Genomic DNA, 13,290 nt, shown 5'->3' with positions numbered 1-13,290 from the left:
GGCCTACGCCACCCGAGCCTAAATCTCGATCTGCAGCCTTGCCCGCGTGCCGCGCGGCACTGTCTCATAGGCCAGCGTCGCGCCCAGTCCGCTCGCCGTCGCGGCGATGACACGCGAGCCCACGCCCGTGCCATGAATCTTGCCCTCGCCCATCCAGCCGATTCCGTCGTCCTCGACGATGATCTCGATCTTGCCCGGTTCGAGCTGATTCGCCCGCACGCGGATTTCCCCCGCCTCGCGGTCGCGATAGGCGTATTTGGCCGCGTTGGTCACCAATTCGTTGACGATCACCCCCACCGAAACCGCCTTGTCGGTGGGCATGCGCAGCGGTTCGGCCAGCAATTTGATATCGGCGCCCGAACCGTCCAGGCTCATGGTGGCCTGGATGTCGCTGGCCAGATTGCCCAGATAGGCGTCGATATCGACGAACCGCACGTCGTCGGTGGTGTACAGCCGCCGGTGGATGCCCGCGATCGCCGAAATCCGCCCCTGCGTTTCGGCCAGCGCCTCCTTGGCGGCGGGGTCGGCAACCGCCGACATCTGCATCCGGACAAGGGCCGCGACCAGCGCGAGCGAATTGGCGACGCGGTGGTTGACCTCGGCCAGCGCCAGTTCGGCCCGTTCCTTGGCCTCGCGCGTCTCCCGCTCGGCCCGCTCGCGGGCCCTGTGGAGCCGCGAGGTCTGGATGGCCTGCTCGATGGCGCTGCTCAAAAGCTCGAGAAAATCCTCGCCCACGGTCTTGAGCACATAGTCGGCCGCCCCCGCCTTGAGCGCGGCCACGGCGATCGCCGCCTCGGTCGAGCCGGTGACGTAAACCACCGGCGGTGCATCCTCGCGGGCCGCGACGTCCTTGAGCATTTCGAGCCCGGTGCCCTCGGCCAGGTAATGATCGAGCACCAGCACGTCGATATCGCCCACCGCGAGCCGCTCCAGCCCCGCTTGCGGAAAGGTCACGTGCACGATGTCGCGGCCTTGCCGTCCCAGCACCTTCTGCACCAGGCGCCCGAGGGCCGGATCGTCGTCGACGTATAAAATCTTGGCCGGGCTGTTTGGCATTTGCCTTATGCGGTCTCCGGAACCTGCATCACCGAGAAGAACAATCCCAATTGGCGGATCGCATTGGCAAAGCCGTCATAGTCGACCGGCTTGGTGATATAGACATTGGCGCCCAGATCGTAGCAGCGCTGGATTTCGCGCTCGTCGTCGGTCGTGGTCAGAACCACCACCGGGGTGCGCTTGGTGTGCGCGTTGGCCTTCACCTTTTCGAGGATCGCGACACCCGTGGTATCGGGCAGGTTGAGATCGAGCAGGATCAGAAGGTGCCGATGGGCGCTCACTTCCCCGCTTCCGTCCGGGCCGAACAGAAATTCGAGCGCATCGGTGCCGTTGACGAAGGGGATGATCTCATTGTTCACCCCGGCGCGGCGGATATTCTTTTCGATGAGGCGCGCATGGCCCTCATCGTCCTCGATCATGAGAATGGTAACGGGTTTTGCATCGGCCATGGTCAAGCCTTACTCCTGGTAATGACGCGCAGGTCGGGCGCAATGATCACTGTGAAGGTCGTTCCGTGATCCTGATTAGAGTGTAATTCGATATCGCCGCCGAGGTTGCGCGCCATGATGCGCACATGGGCCAGCCCGATCCCCTCGCCGGGAACGCTCTGGTTGCCCGAGCGGCGGAACAGCTCGAACACGCGTTCGTGGTCTTCTGGCGCGATGCCGCGTCCATTGTCGCGCACATCGATCACGACGCGCCCGTCACGCTCCTGCCGGCCTTCCACGGCGATTTCGATGGGCCGGTCGGGATGCCTGTACTTTATCGCATTGTCGAGAAGATTGCCCAATATCTGTTCGAGCGCCAGTCTGTCGGAAAACACCGGCGGGGTGCTGACCGTAACGCTCGCCTCGCCTCCCGTCTCGTCGATCTGGTGACGGACGGCGGCCACGGCACCCTCGGTCAGCGCCTGAAGGTCGATGCGCTCGGCCTTGAGGTCGCGCCGCCCCTCGCGTGAAATCTTGAGAATGGCGTTGATCAGCCCGTCCATCTTGCGGGTCGACGAGCGGATGAACCCGATAGCCTCGGGCAGGTCCTCCTGCGCGGTCTGGCGCGCTTCGGCGAGAACCGGATCTTCGGGGTTTTCCGGATGGCTCTCGACTAGCGCGTTGATCGGGCCCAGCGCGGCTTCGAGCTCGGAGGTAAAGCCCATGATGTTGACCAGCGGCGCGCGCAGATCGTGGGTCACGATATAGGCGAAGCGCTGCACCTCCTCATTGGCGCGGCGCAGGTCCACCGTGCGCTCGGCCACGCGAACCTCGAGGTCGCGGTTGAGCCCTTCCACTTCGCTGCGCGCGAAGTCGAGTTCGCGGGTATAACGCAGCACCAGCCAGGCCGCCCCGCCCACGACACCCACGATCACCAGCGCCGCGATCAGCGCCACGAGGCGCAGGGCACCGGCCGCGCCGCGCTGGTCGAGTACGCCGCCGAAGGTGCGCATGTCGGCCGCTTCGATCACCCCGTCGAGCGCCTGGCGTATGCGCCCCATCACCACTTCGCCGGTGTCGGTTCTCACCACGGCGATCGCCTGGGCCACCTGCTCCTCGCGTGCCAACGCAATGGTCCGCGCCAGTTCGGTGAGCTTGGTGTCGATATCGGCACGCAGGCTCTCGAGCATATCCGCGAATTCCGGATAGGGTTCGAGCGCCGTGGCAAGCCGGCCATAGGCGCCCTCGATTCCCCCCAGCGCGTGCTGATAGGGTTCGAGATAGATTTCATCGAGGGTCAGCAGATAGCCGCGCTGGCTCGATTGGACATCCTGGAGCAGATTGCGCAATTCGACGGCAATCCCGCGCGTTTCGCGCGCCTCGGCCACATCCTCGAAATGGACCTGGGTGCGCTCGACCAGCCATATCGTCGTGCCCACTATGCCGATCAGCGCCAGGACACCGACGATGATGAGGGCAAGGCTGACCCGGGCAAAGCCCTTCGATGATATCGGCATAATCGGTGGCTTGGCCCGGCAATCAAAGCGTCTGCCTCCTTTTGCAGCATATCGGGGGCGAACACAAGCAGGCTGTGTGGCCTTGCAGCGCCTCGCGCGCCGTCCCATATTCAAAAGCGAAAGGAGAGGCCGTGGCCGACAAGACCCCGACCCGCAAATCCGAAGACAGACCGGCCTCCGAAAAGACGCGGAGCGCCGATATCGCCGATTTTCTTGCCAAGGTCGGCGCCATGACCGATGCGCGCCAGGCCGGGGCGCCCGACCAGCGTGGACGCCTGCTGTTCGCGCTCGATGCGACGATGAGCCGGCAGCCCACCTGGGATCTAGCCTGCCAATTGCAGGGCGAGATGTTCGAAACCGTGGCGCGGACCGGCGGGCTCGACGTCCAGCTCATCTATTTCCGCGGGTTCGGCGAGTGCCGCGCCTCGCGCTGGGTCTCGGACGCCAGGGCCCTCGCGCAGATGATGACCGGCATCGATTGCCGGGGCGGCCACACCCAGATTTCCAAGGTCTTCTCCCACGCCCGCACAGAGCACAAGCGCGAAAAGATCAACGCCGTTGTCTATGTCGGGGACGCCATGGAGGAAGACGTCGACAAGCTCGCCCAAAAGGCCGGCGAACTGGGCCTTCTGGGCTCTCCGATCTTTCTCTTCCAGGAAGGTCATGACGGCGTGGCCCAGACCGCATTCAAGGAATTCGCCCGCCTCTCGAAAGGCGCTTACGCCCGTTTCGACGCGGGAGCGGCGGGCGAACTGGCCGCGCTTTTGCGCGCCGTCGCGGCCTATGCCAGCGGCGGACGCGCGGCGCTCAAGCTACAGGGAGGCGGGACGGCGCGGCTGCTGCTCGAACAGCTCTCATGACCTGGCTGGTCCTCATCGGCGCCCTCGCCCTGCTCGCGATCTATCTGGGCTCGCTTTTCATGCGCGGCGAAATCCGCCGGCTGGTGCGTTCCCTGCGCTGGGTGGTGAGCGGGGTTCTTCTGGCCGGAGCAGCCTTTCTGGGTGTGCGCGGGCAGATGTTCATCGCCAGCCTTCTGGCCGCCGGCGGCATCGGGCTTTTGATGCGGGGCCGGCTCGGGCCCATCGATTTCGGATCGGGTTTTTCGAGCCCCAACAACGCCTCCTCGGTCTCCTCTGATCATTTCGACATGCGCCTCGACCATGAGACGGGCACCGTCTCGGGCAAGGTCCGGGCCGGCCATTTCGCGGGGCGCGAACTGTCCGATCTTTCCGCCGCCGAATGCTGGGCGCTTTACGACGAGATCAGCGACGACCCCGATTCCATGGCGCTCTACCAAAGCTGGCTCGACGCCAACCGGGCCGGCTGGCGCGATTATTTCGCCGCCGAATTCGGTATGGACCCGGGCGAGGACGCCCAACAGGACAGCCAGCCCACCAGGGGCTTGAGCGGGCTCGAGGAAGCCTATCAGGTCCTGGGCCTTGAGCCGGGCGCCAGCGCCGAGGCGATCAAATCGGCGCACCGCAAATTGATGAAATCGGTCCACCCCGACGCCGGCGGCTCGGCCTTCCTCGCCGCCCGCATCAACCAGGCCAAGGACCTCCTGCTCAAGCAGGCCGCCGCCTCGCGGAAACCCTGACGGTTCCCGCGCCGATCCCTTCATCGGCGCCGCTAAAAAGATTGAAAGGAACTTTCTCCACACTGGCGACGTTGCGATCCGTTCATCAAAGGGGATTAACGTGCTGGGCTTCGTCATTAATCCGCCGGTCTTTTTCGGATCGGTGATCATCATCGGTCTTTTCCTGGCCATCGGGATTATCGCTCCCAATCAGGCCAGCGTCTTTTTCGACCAGCTTCAATCGCTGATCCTCGATCAATTCGGCTGGCTCTATCTTCTGGCCGTGGGCATCATGCTGATCGCTGTCCTGCTGTTCGCCTTTTCCCGCTTTGGCGACCTCAAGCTCGGGCCCGACGATTCCACCCCCGATTTCGCCTATCATTCATGGCTCGCCATGCTGTTTGCCGCAGGCATGGGTATCGGGCTCATGTATTATGGCGTGGGCGAACCCGTCTCCCATTTCGCCGCCCCGCCCGAGGCCGATCCCTTTACCATCCAGGCCGTGCGCGAGGCGATGAGCTCGACCTTCTTCCACTGGGGCATCCACGCCTGGGCGATCTATGCCGTGGTGGGGCTGGCGCTCGCCTATTTCGGCTATCGCTACAATCTGCCGCTCACTATCCGTTCGGGCCTCTACCCACTGCTCAAGGACCGCATCCACGGCCCCATCGGCCATGCGGTCGATATCTTCGCCATCGTGGGCACCATGTTCGGCCTCGCCACCTCGCTGGGCTTCGGGGTCAACCAAATCAGCGCCGGCCTCGAATATCTCGTGGGGTTCCCCAACACGCCGCAAATGCAGGTGCTGCTGATCGCGGGCATAACCTCGGTGGCGGCGTTTTCGGTGGTCAGCGGCGTGGAGCGCGGCGTACGCATCCTGTCCGAACTCAATCTCGGGGTCGCGATCCTGTTGATGATCTTCGTGCTCATCATGGGTCCCACCACCGATCTGATGCGCGATCTTGTGCAAAATATCGGACTTTACCTCGACCGCTTCCTGCTGATGACCTTCAACATCTACGCCTACGATCCGCGCCAGTGGCTCGAAGACTGGACGCTGTTCTACTGGGCCTGGTGGATTTCCTGGTCACCCTTCGTCGGCATGTTCATCGCGCGCATTTCCCGTGGCCGCACGGTGCGCGAATTCCTCGTCGCGGTCCTGTTCATCCCCGCCGGGTTCACCTTCATCTGGATGACCATCTTCGGCAACACCGGCATTTTCGTAGACTCCGTCATCGCCAACGGCGCGCTCAGCACGGCCATCGCCGATGATATTTCGGTCGGTCTTTTCCAGTTCTTCCAATATCTGCCGCTGAGCGGGCTCACCTCGACGCTCGCCATCATTCTCGTCGCAGTGTTCTTCGTCACCTCGGCCGATTCCGGCTCGCTGGTCGTCGATACCATCGCGGCGGGGGGCGAGACGGACACAAAGCCGATCCAGCGGCTGTTCTGGTGCGGCATGGCGGGGCTCATTGCCGCGCTGCTGCTTCTGGCCGGCGGGCTTTCCGCGCTGCAATCGGCAACCATCGCCAGCGCCCTGCCCTTCACCCTGGTCATGCTGGTGCTCGTCTGGTCGCTGTTTATCGGCATGCGGGCCGATCTGGCCCATCAGCTCGCCCCGGCCGGCACCCCCGCCGCGCCCCAGCCGGCAGCCGGGGTCACCTGGCAGCGAAGGCTCGCCATGATGCTGCGCGCGCCCACCGCCGCTGAGGTCGATAAATTCATCGACACCCAGATCCCCCAGGCTCTGGACGCCGTCAAGGCCGAGCTCGAAAAACGCGGGCAGCAGGCCGATGTCGGCCGCAATGAGGAGACGGGTTCGATCGCGCTCACCGTTTCCGCCCAGGACCGCCGCGATTTCGTCTATGGCGTGCAGCGGGCCGAACACAAGTTGCCGGCCTTTTCCGCCCATGACGCGACCCGGCCCGGCCTGCGTTACGAGGCGCGCACATATTTCTCCGATGGCAGCGCGGGCTACGACATCATGGGGCTGACGCCGGACCAGATCATTACAGATGTGCTGGTGCAGTTCGAGCGCTATCTGACGCTGGTCGCCTCCCCGGCCTCCCAGCTCCTCACCGCCGCCCCCGAGCACGAACCCGAGACCGTGGAGGTCAGTAGTTCTTCATCCTGAGATGCGGGATGCCCGCATCCATGAACTCATCGCCATAGGCGGTAAATCCCAGGCGGGCATAAAAGCCAATTTTGTCCGCCTGGCTTTCCAGATAGCACCGGGCCTGCCCCTTTTCGCGCGCCAATTCCACAGCGAACCCGATCAGCGCCGCACCGAGCTTTTTGCCCCTGTAAGCGCCGGCGATGGCCACCCGCCCGATCTTGGCGTGCTCGGGCTTGAACAGGATACGCGCCACCGCCACAACCGTCCCGTCCATGATCCCGACGATATGGGTCGCCGTCAGGTCGTCGGAATCGTGTTCGATATCCTCGGGCACCTGCTGCTCGATGATGAAGACCTCGCGCCGCAGCGCAAAGCCCAGATTACAGAGCGGAGAGAAAACCGGCACCGCCAGCAGGGTAAAACCGGCGCTTTCCATCACGCAAAGACGCTCGCGCCACGGTCGGCAGCGCCCACCAATTGCCGGAAGCCGGCAAACAGTTCGCGCCCCATGCCGAAATGCTCGCCGGTGAGATCGGCGGTGACGGCGGGACGAGCGAGAAACTCGTCGGTGTCGCCCAGATACTCCAGCGTCCCCGCCTCCGCGTCGAGCCGCAGCATATCCCCTTCGCGGATCTTGGCGATCGGCCCGCCATCGGCCGCTTCGGGGGTCATGTGGATGGCGGCGGGCACCTTGCCGGACGCCCCCGACATGCGCCCATCGGTCAAAAGCGCCACCTTGATGCCGCGATCCTGCAAAATGCCCAGCGTCGGGGTCAGCTTATGGAGCTCGGGCATGCCGATCGCCTTGGGTCCCTGGAAGCGGATCACGGCGATAAAGTCCGAGGTCAACTCCCCCGCCTTGAACGCGTCGAGCAGCCCCTGCTGGGTGTGGAACACCTTGGCGGGGGCCTCGATCAGCCGGTTCTCGGGTTTGACGGCGGAAATCTTGATCACCGACTTGCCCAGATTGCCCGAGAGCAGCTTTAAGCCTCCCGTCTTGGCGAAAGGGTCCTGTGCCGTCGTCAGCACCTTGGGATTGCCGCTTTGCTCCGGCACGGGCTCGAAGGTCAGTTCGTCCTCGATATAGCGCGGCTCCTTGGTATAGGCCTCCAGCCCCTTGCCCCAGACGGTCGTCACGTCCTCGTGCAGATACCCCGCGTCGAGCAATTCGCGGATCAGGAAGCCCATGCCGCCTGCGGCGTGGAAATGGTTCACGTCGGCCAGCCCGTTGGGATAGACCCGCGCCAGCAGCGGCACGACGTCCGAGAGTTTCGACATGTCGTCCCAGGTGATCCGCAGCCCCGCCGCATTGGCCATGGCCACAAGATGCATCGTGTGGTTGGTCGATCCACCCGTCGCCAGCAGCCCCACCAGCCCGTTGACGATCGACTTCTCGTCGATGACGTGCCCGGCCGGCGTATATTCATTGCCCTGGGCGGTGATCGCCAGCGCCCTTCTTGTCGCCGCCCGCGTCAGCGCATCGCGCAGCGGGGTGCCCGGATTGACGAAGCTCGCGCCCGGCAGGTGCAGCCCCATGATCTCCATGAGCATCTGATTGGAGTTCGCCGTGCCGTAGAAGGTGCAGGTCCCCGGCCCGTGATAGGATTTGCTTTCCGCTTCGAGCAGTTCGGCCCGCCCCACCTTGCCCTCGGCAAAGAGCTGGCGGATGCGCGCCTTTTCGTCATTGGGCAGCCCCGTGGTCATCGGCCCGGCGGGGATGAACACCGCCGGCAGATGCCCGAAGGTCAGCGCCGCGATCACCAGACCGGGAACGATCTTGTCGCAGATCCCCAGGAACACCGCCGCGTCGAACATGTTGTGCGATAAGCCCACCGCCGCCGCCATGGCGATCACGTCGCGCGAAAACAGCGATAGATCCATGCCCGACTGGCCTTGGGTCACCCCATCGCACATGGCCGGCACCCCGCCCGCCACCTGCGCCACCCCGCCGGCCTCGCGCGCCGCCTCGCGGATGATCGCCGGATAGGTCTCATAGGGCTGATGGGCCGAAAGCATGTCGTTATAGGACGTGACGATCCCCAGGTTCAGCGCCACATCGCCGGCCAGATTGGCCTTGTCGTTGGGTCCGCACGCCGCGAAACCGTGCGCGAGGTTGCCGCAGGAAAGCGCGGCGCGGTAAACGCCCTGCGCTCGCGCCTTGTCGAGCCGGTCGAGATAATCGCGGCGCGAGCGTTCCGAGCGCGCGGTGATGGCGTCGGTCACGTCCTGGATAGCGGTCTTTACGGTCATGGTCGCCTCCTGAGCGAGGATTGTGGAGGTCTGGGGAAAAGTTCAGGGACACCAGTATAGGGAAACGGGAATATGGCTTTGCGACAGCACGGCGCGCACCGGCATGGTTTCGACCGGCCCGGTTTCGAGCGCCTTGTCGAGCACCTGCGCCTTCTCCTCGCCCTCGATATGGAGATAGAGCGCCCGGGTTTCGAGCAGCCGCGGTAGCGTGAAGGTCACCCTCGGCTCGCCCGCCCCCGGCGCGCGGATGGCAAGCACCGGCCCCTCGGCATTGAGCGCGTCCTCGAGCGCATCGCCCTGCGGAAAGAACGATGCGGTGTGCCCGTCATTGCCCATGCCCAGGATCACCGCGTCGAACGGGGTGGGCACGCGCGAAACCGCCGCGTTGGCTTCAGCGATACCCGTCGCGTCGGGCTCCCCGGTCCCCGCGTAAAGCGGCACGAACGCGGCGGCCGAAGCCGGCCCTTGCAGCAAATTCTCCTTGACCAGCTGCGCGTTGGAGCGGTCCGAAGTTTCATCCACCCAGCGCTCGTCGACCAGCGTCACTGTGACGTTTTCCCAGTCGATATCCGTGCGCGCACCCAGCACCTCGAAGAACCGCCTGGGGGTCGAGCCGCCCGAAACCGCGAGCGAAGCGGCGCCCCGCTCGTCGAGCCCGGCATTGAGGTTTTCCGCCACCGCCTCGGCCAGCGCCTCGGCCAGTTTGTCCTTTGAGGCAAAAACATTGCGCTCGATGGTCATCGGACCAAACTCCTTATCGGGATTAATAATCCCCTTCGTGCCATGTCCGGCCGTCGCGCTCGATCAGCGCCACCGATCCGGTCGGCCCCCATGTTCCCGCAGTATAGGTCTGAGGGGCATCTGACGCATTGTCCCAGGCCTGGCGGATCGGATCGATCCAGCGCCAGGCCGCTTCGAGCTCGTCGCGGCGCATGAACAGGGTCTGGTTGCCGCGAATGACGTCGAGCAGCAGCCGCTCATAGGCCTCGGGCGTGCGCTCGTGGAACGTCTCGGCGAACGAGAGGTTGAGCGGCACTTCGCGCAGCCGCATCCCGCCGGGGCCGGGGTCCTTGATCATCAGGAAGAGCTTGACCCCCTCGTCGGGCTGCAGCCGGATCACCAGCTTGTTGGGCCTTGGCGCCCCCTCGGCGTGGTCGAAGATCGAATGGGGAATGGCGCGGAACTGGATGACGATTTCCGACACCCGGCTCGCCAGCCTTTTCCCCGTGCGCAGATAGAACGGCACGCCCGTCCAGCGCCAGTTCTCCACCTCGGCCTTGATGGCCACGAACGTCTCGGTGCGCGATCCCTTCTTTTCGACCGGCAATTCGTCCTGATAGCCGGCCACCGACCCGCCATTGACCGCCCCGCCGCGATACTGCCCGCGCACCGTGCTCTTGGTTACATTATCCCCGGAAATCGGCTTTAATGACCGCAGCACCTTGAGCTTTTCGTCGCGCAGCGCATTGGCGTCGTCGGAGGCCGGCGGCTCCATGGCGACCAGGCACAGAAGCTGCATCAGATGGTTCTGCACCATGTCGCGCAGCGCGCCGGAATCGTCGTAATAGCCGCGCGTCCCGGCCCCCACGTCCTCGGCCACCGTGATCTGCACGTGGTCGATATGGGCAGCGTCCCAGATGGGCTCGAACAGGATATTGCCGAACCGCAGCGCCAGAAGGTTCTGGACCGTCTCCTTGCCCAGATAGTGATCGATCCGGTAAACCTGATCCTCGGCAAAAACGTCCGAAATCGCGTCGTTGATTTCCATGGACGATTCGAGATCATGGCCGAGCGGCTTTTCCACCACCACGCGGGCGTCGCGGCGCCAATAGCCCTTTTCGTCCAGATAGGCGCAGATCGGCCCGAACAGAGCCGGCGCCACCGCAAGATAGAAGGCGCGCACCACCTCGGGGTCGGTGCGCAGCGCCTTGTCGAGGTCCGCCCAGCCCTTCTTGTCGGTCACATCGTTGGCCACATAGGAAAAGCACGAGACGAACTTTTCGACGGTCGCTTCGTCGCGATAGTCCTCGCTCACGAATTCGGTCACCGCATCACGCGCCGCCTTCTGGAAATCGGCATCGCTCAACTCCGATCGCGACACGCCTACGATGCGCGAGCGCTCGTCGAACTGGCCGTCGGCAAATCGATGATAGAGCGCCGGGATCAGCTTGCGCCGGGTGAGATCGCCCGTGGCGCCGAAAACGACGTAATCGAAGGGAGGAACGGGAATAATGCGTGCGGACAAGGACGAGCCTCCGTCTTAAAATGCGTTTTGGGCGTTCTGGCGCGCCAGGATCACGGCGCCATGCAGCGGTTCGGCGCGGGGCAAACAGACATAATCGCCGTAGCGTATGGACAGCAACGGCATCAGCCGCTGGCCGAATCCACCGACCACGGCCAGTTTCCCCGCGCCCCGGGCTTTGAAATAATTGACGTAATTGTCGATATAGCCGAGCTCGATTTCCATCAGCTCGACCGCCACCGGATCATTGTTTTCGAAATATTCGATGAACAGGGGCATCAGCGCACCGTAATCGGCCGGCTGGCGTTTATCAAAACTCCAGGCCATCACCGCGTCGAGACTGCCGCCCAGCGTGTCGATCACCGCCCGCGTCAGCGGGGAGGCCGGAACCAGCCCATCGGTCGCTTCCACCGCCCGGCGCACCAGCTCGCGCCCCAGGATCGCGCCCGACATCTGGTCGCCGATGAAATACCCCCAGCCGCCGATTTGATAGCGTGCACCCTCGACCAGCGCCATGCCCGCCGAGCCGGTCCCCACGATGATCACCGCCCCATCCTCGCCCTCATGGGCGCCGGCCCGGGCGATATCGATATCGTCATAGACCGTCACCTGGGCAAAAGGCCAATCGCGCGCCGCAAACGCTTCGCGCGCCGAAGGCAACCGCGCGCCCGCCATGCCGAAACACGCATGGGTCTGGGCGGTCAGCGCGAAATCTATTCCCGCCATCGCGAACACTTCCCTCGTTCCCTCGGTGATCGAGCGATAGGCCGGATCGCCATCCTCGAGCTGGAGATTGGACCGCCCGCCCCGCGCCTCGGCAAGGGTCGTGAGATCGGCATCGGCCAGCCTGATCCGGCAATTGGTGCCGCCGCCATCGACGCCGAGGAAATATCTGGGCACGCTCAAAGGCCTGTACTCACTTCATTCTCGCTCTGCCAGAGGACGGCGAATCCGGCCGGAGGAGGTGGGATTGCGGTTCGACGCGGCGGACAATATCGGGATTGCGCATAGGACGAAAGTATAATGAGGTCAAATCGTAAATCGGCCCAGCCCCGGTGTCAGGTTGATTGCCGAACTTGATCGTAGATACCATTTTCAAGGCCTGTTCGACCTCGTTTCGATCTAGAGTGCGATTCCGGCCCGTTGAACCGAAAAAGGGGGTCTAAAGAAAATCTTGCGGGAGGCAATGCAGTGAACGGTCACATCCTGGTTCTGGGCGGCGCGCGCTCGGGCAAGACGGCGCTTGCCGAGCGCCTCGCGACGCGCACGAGCGTGGCGCCGGCCTATCTCGCCACCGCCGAAGCGCTCGACGATGAGATGATGGAGCGCGTTTCGGCCCATCAACGCAGCCGCGAGGGCCGTTTCACCACCATCGAGGAACCCCTCGAACTCCCCCAGGCCATTTTCGCCGCGGCGCAGTCCCACGACGTGATCCTCATCGATTGCCTCACGCTCTGGATCACCAACCTGCTCAGCATGGAGCGCGACGTGGCCGACGAGATCGACACGCTCGTCGAGGTGCTGGCCGGGATCAAGAACACCCAGATCATCCTCGTCTCCAACGAGGTGGGTCTGGGCATCGTCCCCGACAACGCGCTGGCCCGCACCTTCCGCGACCTCACCGGCGCCGCCCACCAGGAACTGGCCGGCATCTGCGACCACGTCTATTTCGTCGTCGCCGGCCTCCCGATGGTGGTCAAAGGCCAGCCCCCCCAATTATAGGCTTCGCAGCACCCAACATTTTCCACAACACCCGCCAAGGGCTCCCCTTCGCCCCTCGTGAGGGGAGAAGGTGCCCCGAAGGGCGGATGAGGGGTGCGCGGAGCCTGCCCGACAACCATGGTATCCGCCGAAGCTCAGCCCCTCACCCCAGCCCTCTCCCCAACGGGGCGAGGGGGCTCCCCTTGCAGCGCTAATGTTTCCCTCAGACTCCGCCAAGTGCTCCCCTTCTCCCCTTGAGGGAGAAGGTGCCCCGCAGGGGCGGATGAGGGGTGCGCTGAGCCTGCCCAACAACCATGGTACCCGCCGAAGCTCAGCCCCCTCACCCCAACCCTCTCCCCAACGGGGCGAGGGGGCTCCCCTTGCAGCGCTAATGTTTCCCTCAG

Annotated in this window: 12 protein-coding genes; 4 read left to right on the top strand and 8 right to left on the bottom strand. The window is 64.3% G+C overall.

Annotated elements, in window-relative coordinates; genetic code table 11:
- Positions 1 to 18: 18 nt before the first annotated feature.
- Genes V4T21_RS14405 through V4T21_RS14395 form a run of 3 tightly spaced genes read right to left on the bottom strand, consistent with a single transcriptional unit; the run spans position 19 to position 3,001 of the window.
- Entirely contained in the window at positions 19 to 1,056 is a 1,038-nt protein-coding gene (locus V4T21_RS14405; protein ID WP_332718020.1) for a histidine kinase dimerization/phosphoacceptor domain -containing protein, read from the bottom strand.
- Positions 1,057 to 1,061: 5 nt separating this feature from the next.
- Positions 1,062 to 1,505, bottom strand: coding sequence for a response regulator (locus tag V4T21_RS14400; RefSeq protein ID WP_332718018.1), 444 nt, complete (start codon positions 1,503 to 1,505; stop codon positions 1,062 to 1,064).
- Between the two features lie 2 nt (positions 1,506 to 1,507).
- Positions 1,508 to 3,001 (bottom strand): sensor histidine kinase, encoded by a 1,494-nt coding sequence (locus V4T21_RS14395; RefSeq protein WP_332718016.1) that lies wholly within the window; start codon positions 2,999 to 3,001, stop codon positions 1,508 to 1,510.
- Positions 3,002 to 3,132: 131 nt separating this feature from the next.
- Here V4T21_RS14395 and V4T21_RS14390 point away from each other — a divergent pair, with 131 nt between their 5' ends.
- From V4T21_RS14390 to V4T21_RS14380, 3 genes are all read left to right on the top strand, one after another.
- Entirely contained in the window at positions 3,133 to 3,861 is a 729-nt protein-coding gene (locus V4T21_RS14390) for a VWA domain-containing protein (protein WP_332718015.1), read from the top strand.
- Positions 3,858 to 4,598: a DnaJ domain-containing protein gene (locus tag V4T21_RS14385; RefSeq protein WP_332718013.1), complete on the top strand. Its 741-nt coding sequence runs from the start codon at positions 3,858 to 3,860 to the stop codon at positions 4,596 to 4,598. The genes V4T21_RS14390 and V4T21_RS14385 overlap by 4 nt, the downstream gene beginning before the upstream one ends.
- Before the next feature lie 100 nt (positions 4,599 to 4,698).
- The gene (locus V4T21_RS14380; RefSeq protein WP_332718012.1) at positions 4,699 to 6,711 is read left to right on the top strand and encodes a BCCT family transporter; all 2,013 of its coding nucleotides are present in this window, start codon (positions 4,699 to 4,701) and stop codon (positions 6,709 to 6,711) included.
- Here the strand turns inward: V4T21_RS14380 and V4T21_RS14375 are convergent.
- From V4T21_RS14375 to V4T21_RS14355, 5 genes are read right to left on the bottom strand one after another with little or no spacing between them, the layout of a single operon-like run.
- On the bottom strand, positions 6,692 to 7,129 hold the full coding sequence (locus V4T21_RS14375; protein WP_332718472.1) for a GNAT family N-acetyltransferase: 438 nt from the start codon (positions 7,127 to 7,129) through the stop codon (positions 6,692 to 6,694). The two genes, V4T21_RS14380 and V4T21_RS14375, sit on opposite strands and share 20 nt — an antisense overlap.
- Positions 7,129 to 8,943 (bottom strand): phosphogluconate dehydratase, encoded by a 1,815-nt coding sequence (edd, locus tag V4T21_RS14370; RefSeq protein ID WP_332718011.1) that lies wholly within the window; start codon positions 8,941 to 8,943, stop codon positions 7,129 to 7,131. The genes V4T21_RS14375 and edd overlap by 1 nt, the downstream gene beginning before the upstream one ends.
- Before the next feature lie 42 nt (positions 8,944 to 8,985).
- On the bottom strand, positions 8,986 to 9,684 hold the full coding sequence (gene pgl / locus V4T21_RS14365; RefSeq protein WP_332718009.1) for a 6-phosphogluconolactonase: 699 nt from the start codon (positions 9,682 to 9,684) through the stop codon (positions 8,986 to 8,988).
- A gap of 22 nt (positions 9,685 to 9,706) precedes the next feature.
- Complete coding sequence (zwf, locus tag V4T21_RS14360; protein WP_332718007.1) at positions 9,707 to 11,188, bottom strand: glucose-6-phosphate dehydrogenase; 1,482 nt, start codon at positions 11,186 to 11,188, stop codon at positions 9,707 to 9,709.
- A 15-nt stretch (positions 11,189 to 11,203) separates the two neighbouring features.
- Positions 11,204 to 12,085 (bottom strand): glucosamine kinase nucleotide-binding domain-containing protein, encoded by an 882-nt coding sequence (locus V4T21_RS14355; protein ID WP_332718005.1) that lies wholly within the window; start codon positions 12,083 to 12,085, stop codon positions 11,204 to 11,206.
- Between the two features lie 291 nt (positions 12,086 to 12,376).
- Between V4T21_RS14355 and cobU the strand changes: the two genes are divergently transcribed.
- On the top strand, positions 12,377 to 12,907 hold the full coding sequence (gene cobU, locus V4T21_RS14350) for a bifunctional adenosylcobinamide kinase/adenosylcobinamide-phosphate guanylyltransferase (protein WP_332718003.1): 531 nt from the start codon (positions 12,377 to 12,379) through the stop codon (positions 12,905 to 12,907).
- Positions 12,908 to 13,290: the final 383 nt, after the last annotated feature.

The sequence above is a fragment of the Pelagibacterium mangrovi genome (assembly GCF_036662815.1).
In the GTDB taxonomy this organism is placed as follows: domain Bacteria; phylum Pseudomonadota; class Alphaproteobacteria; order Rhizobiales; family Devosiaceae; genus Pelagibacterium; species Pelagibacterium mangrovi.
This window is presented reverse-complemented; position numbering and strand designations above follow the sequence as displayed.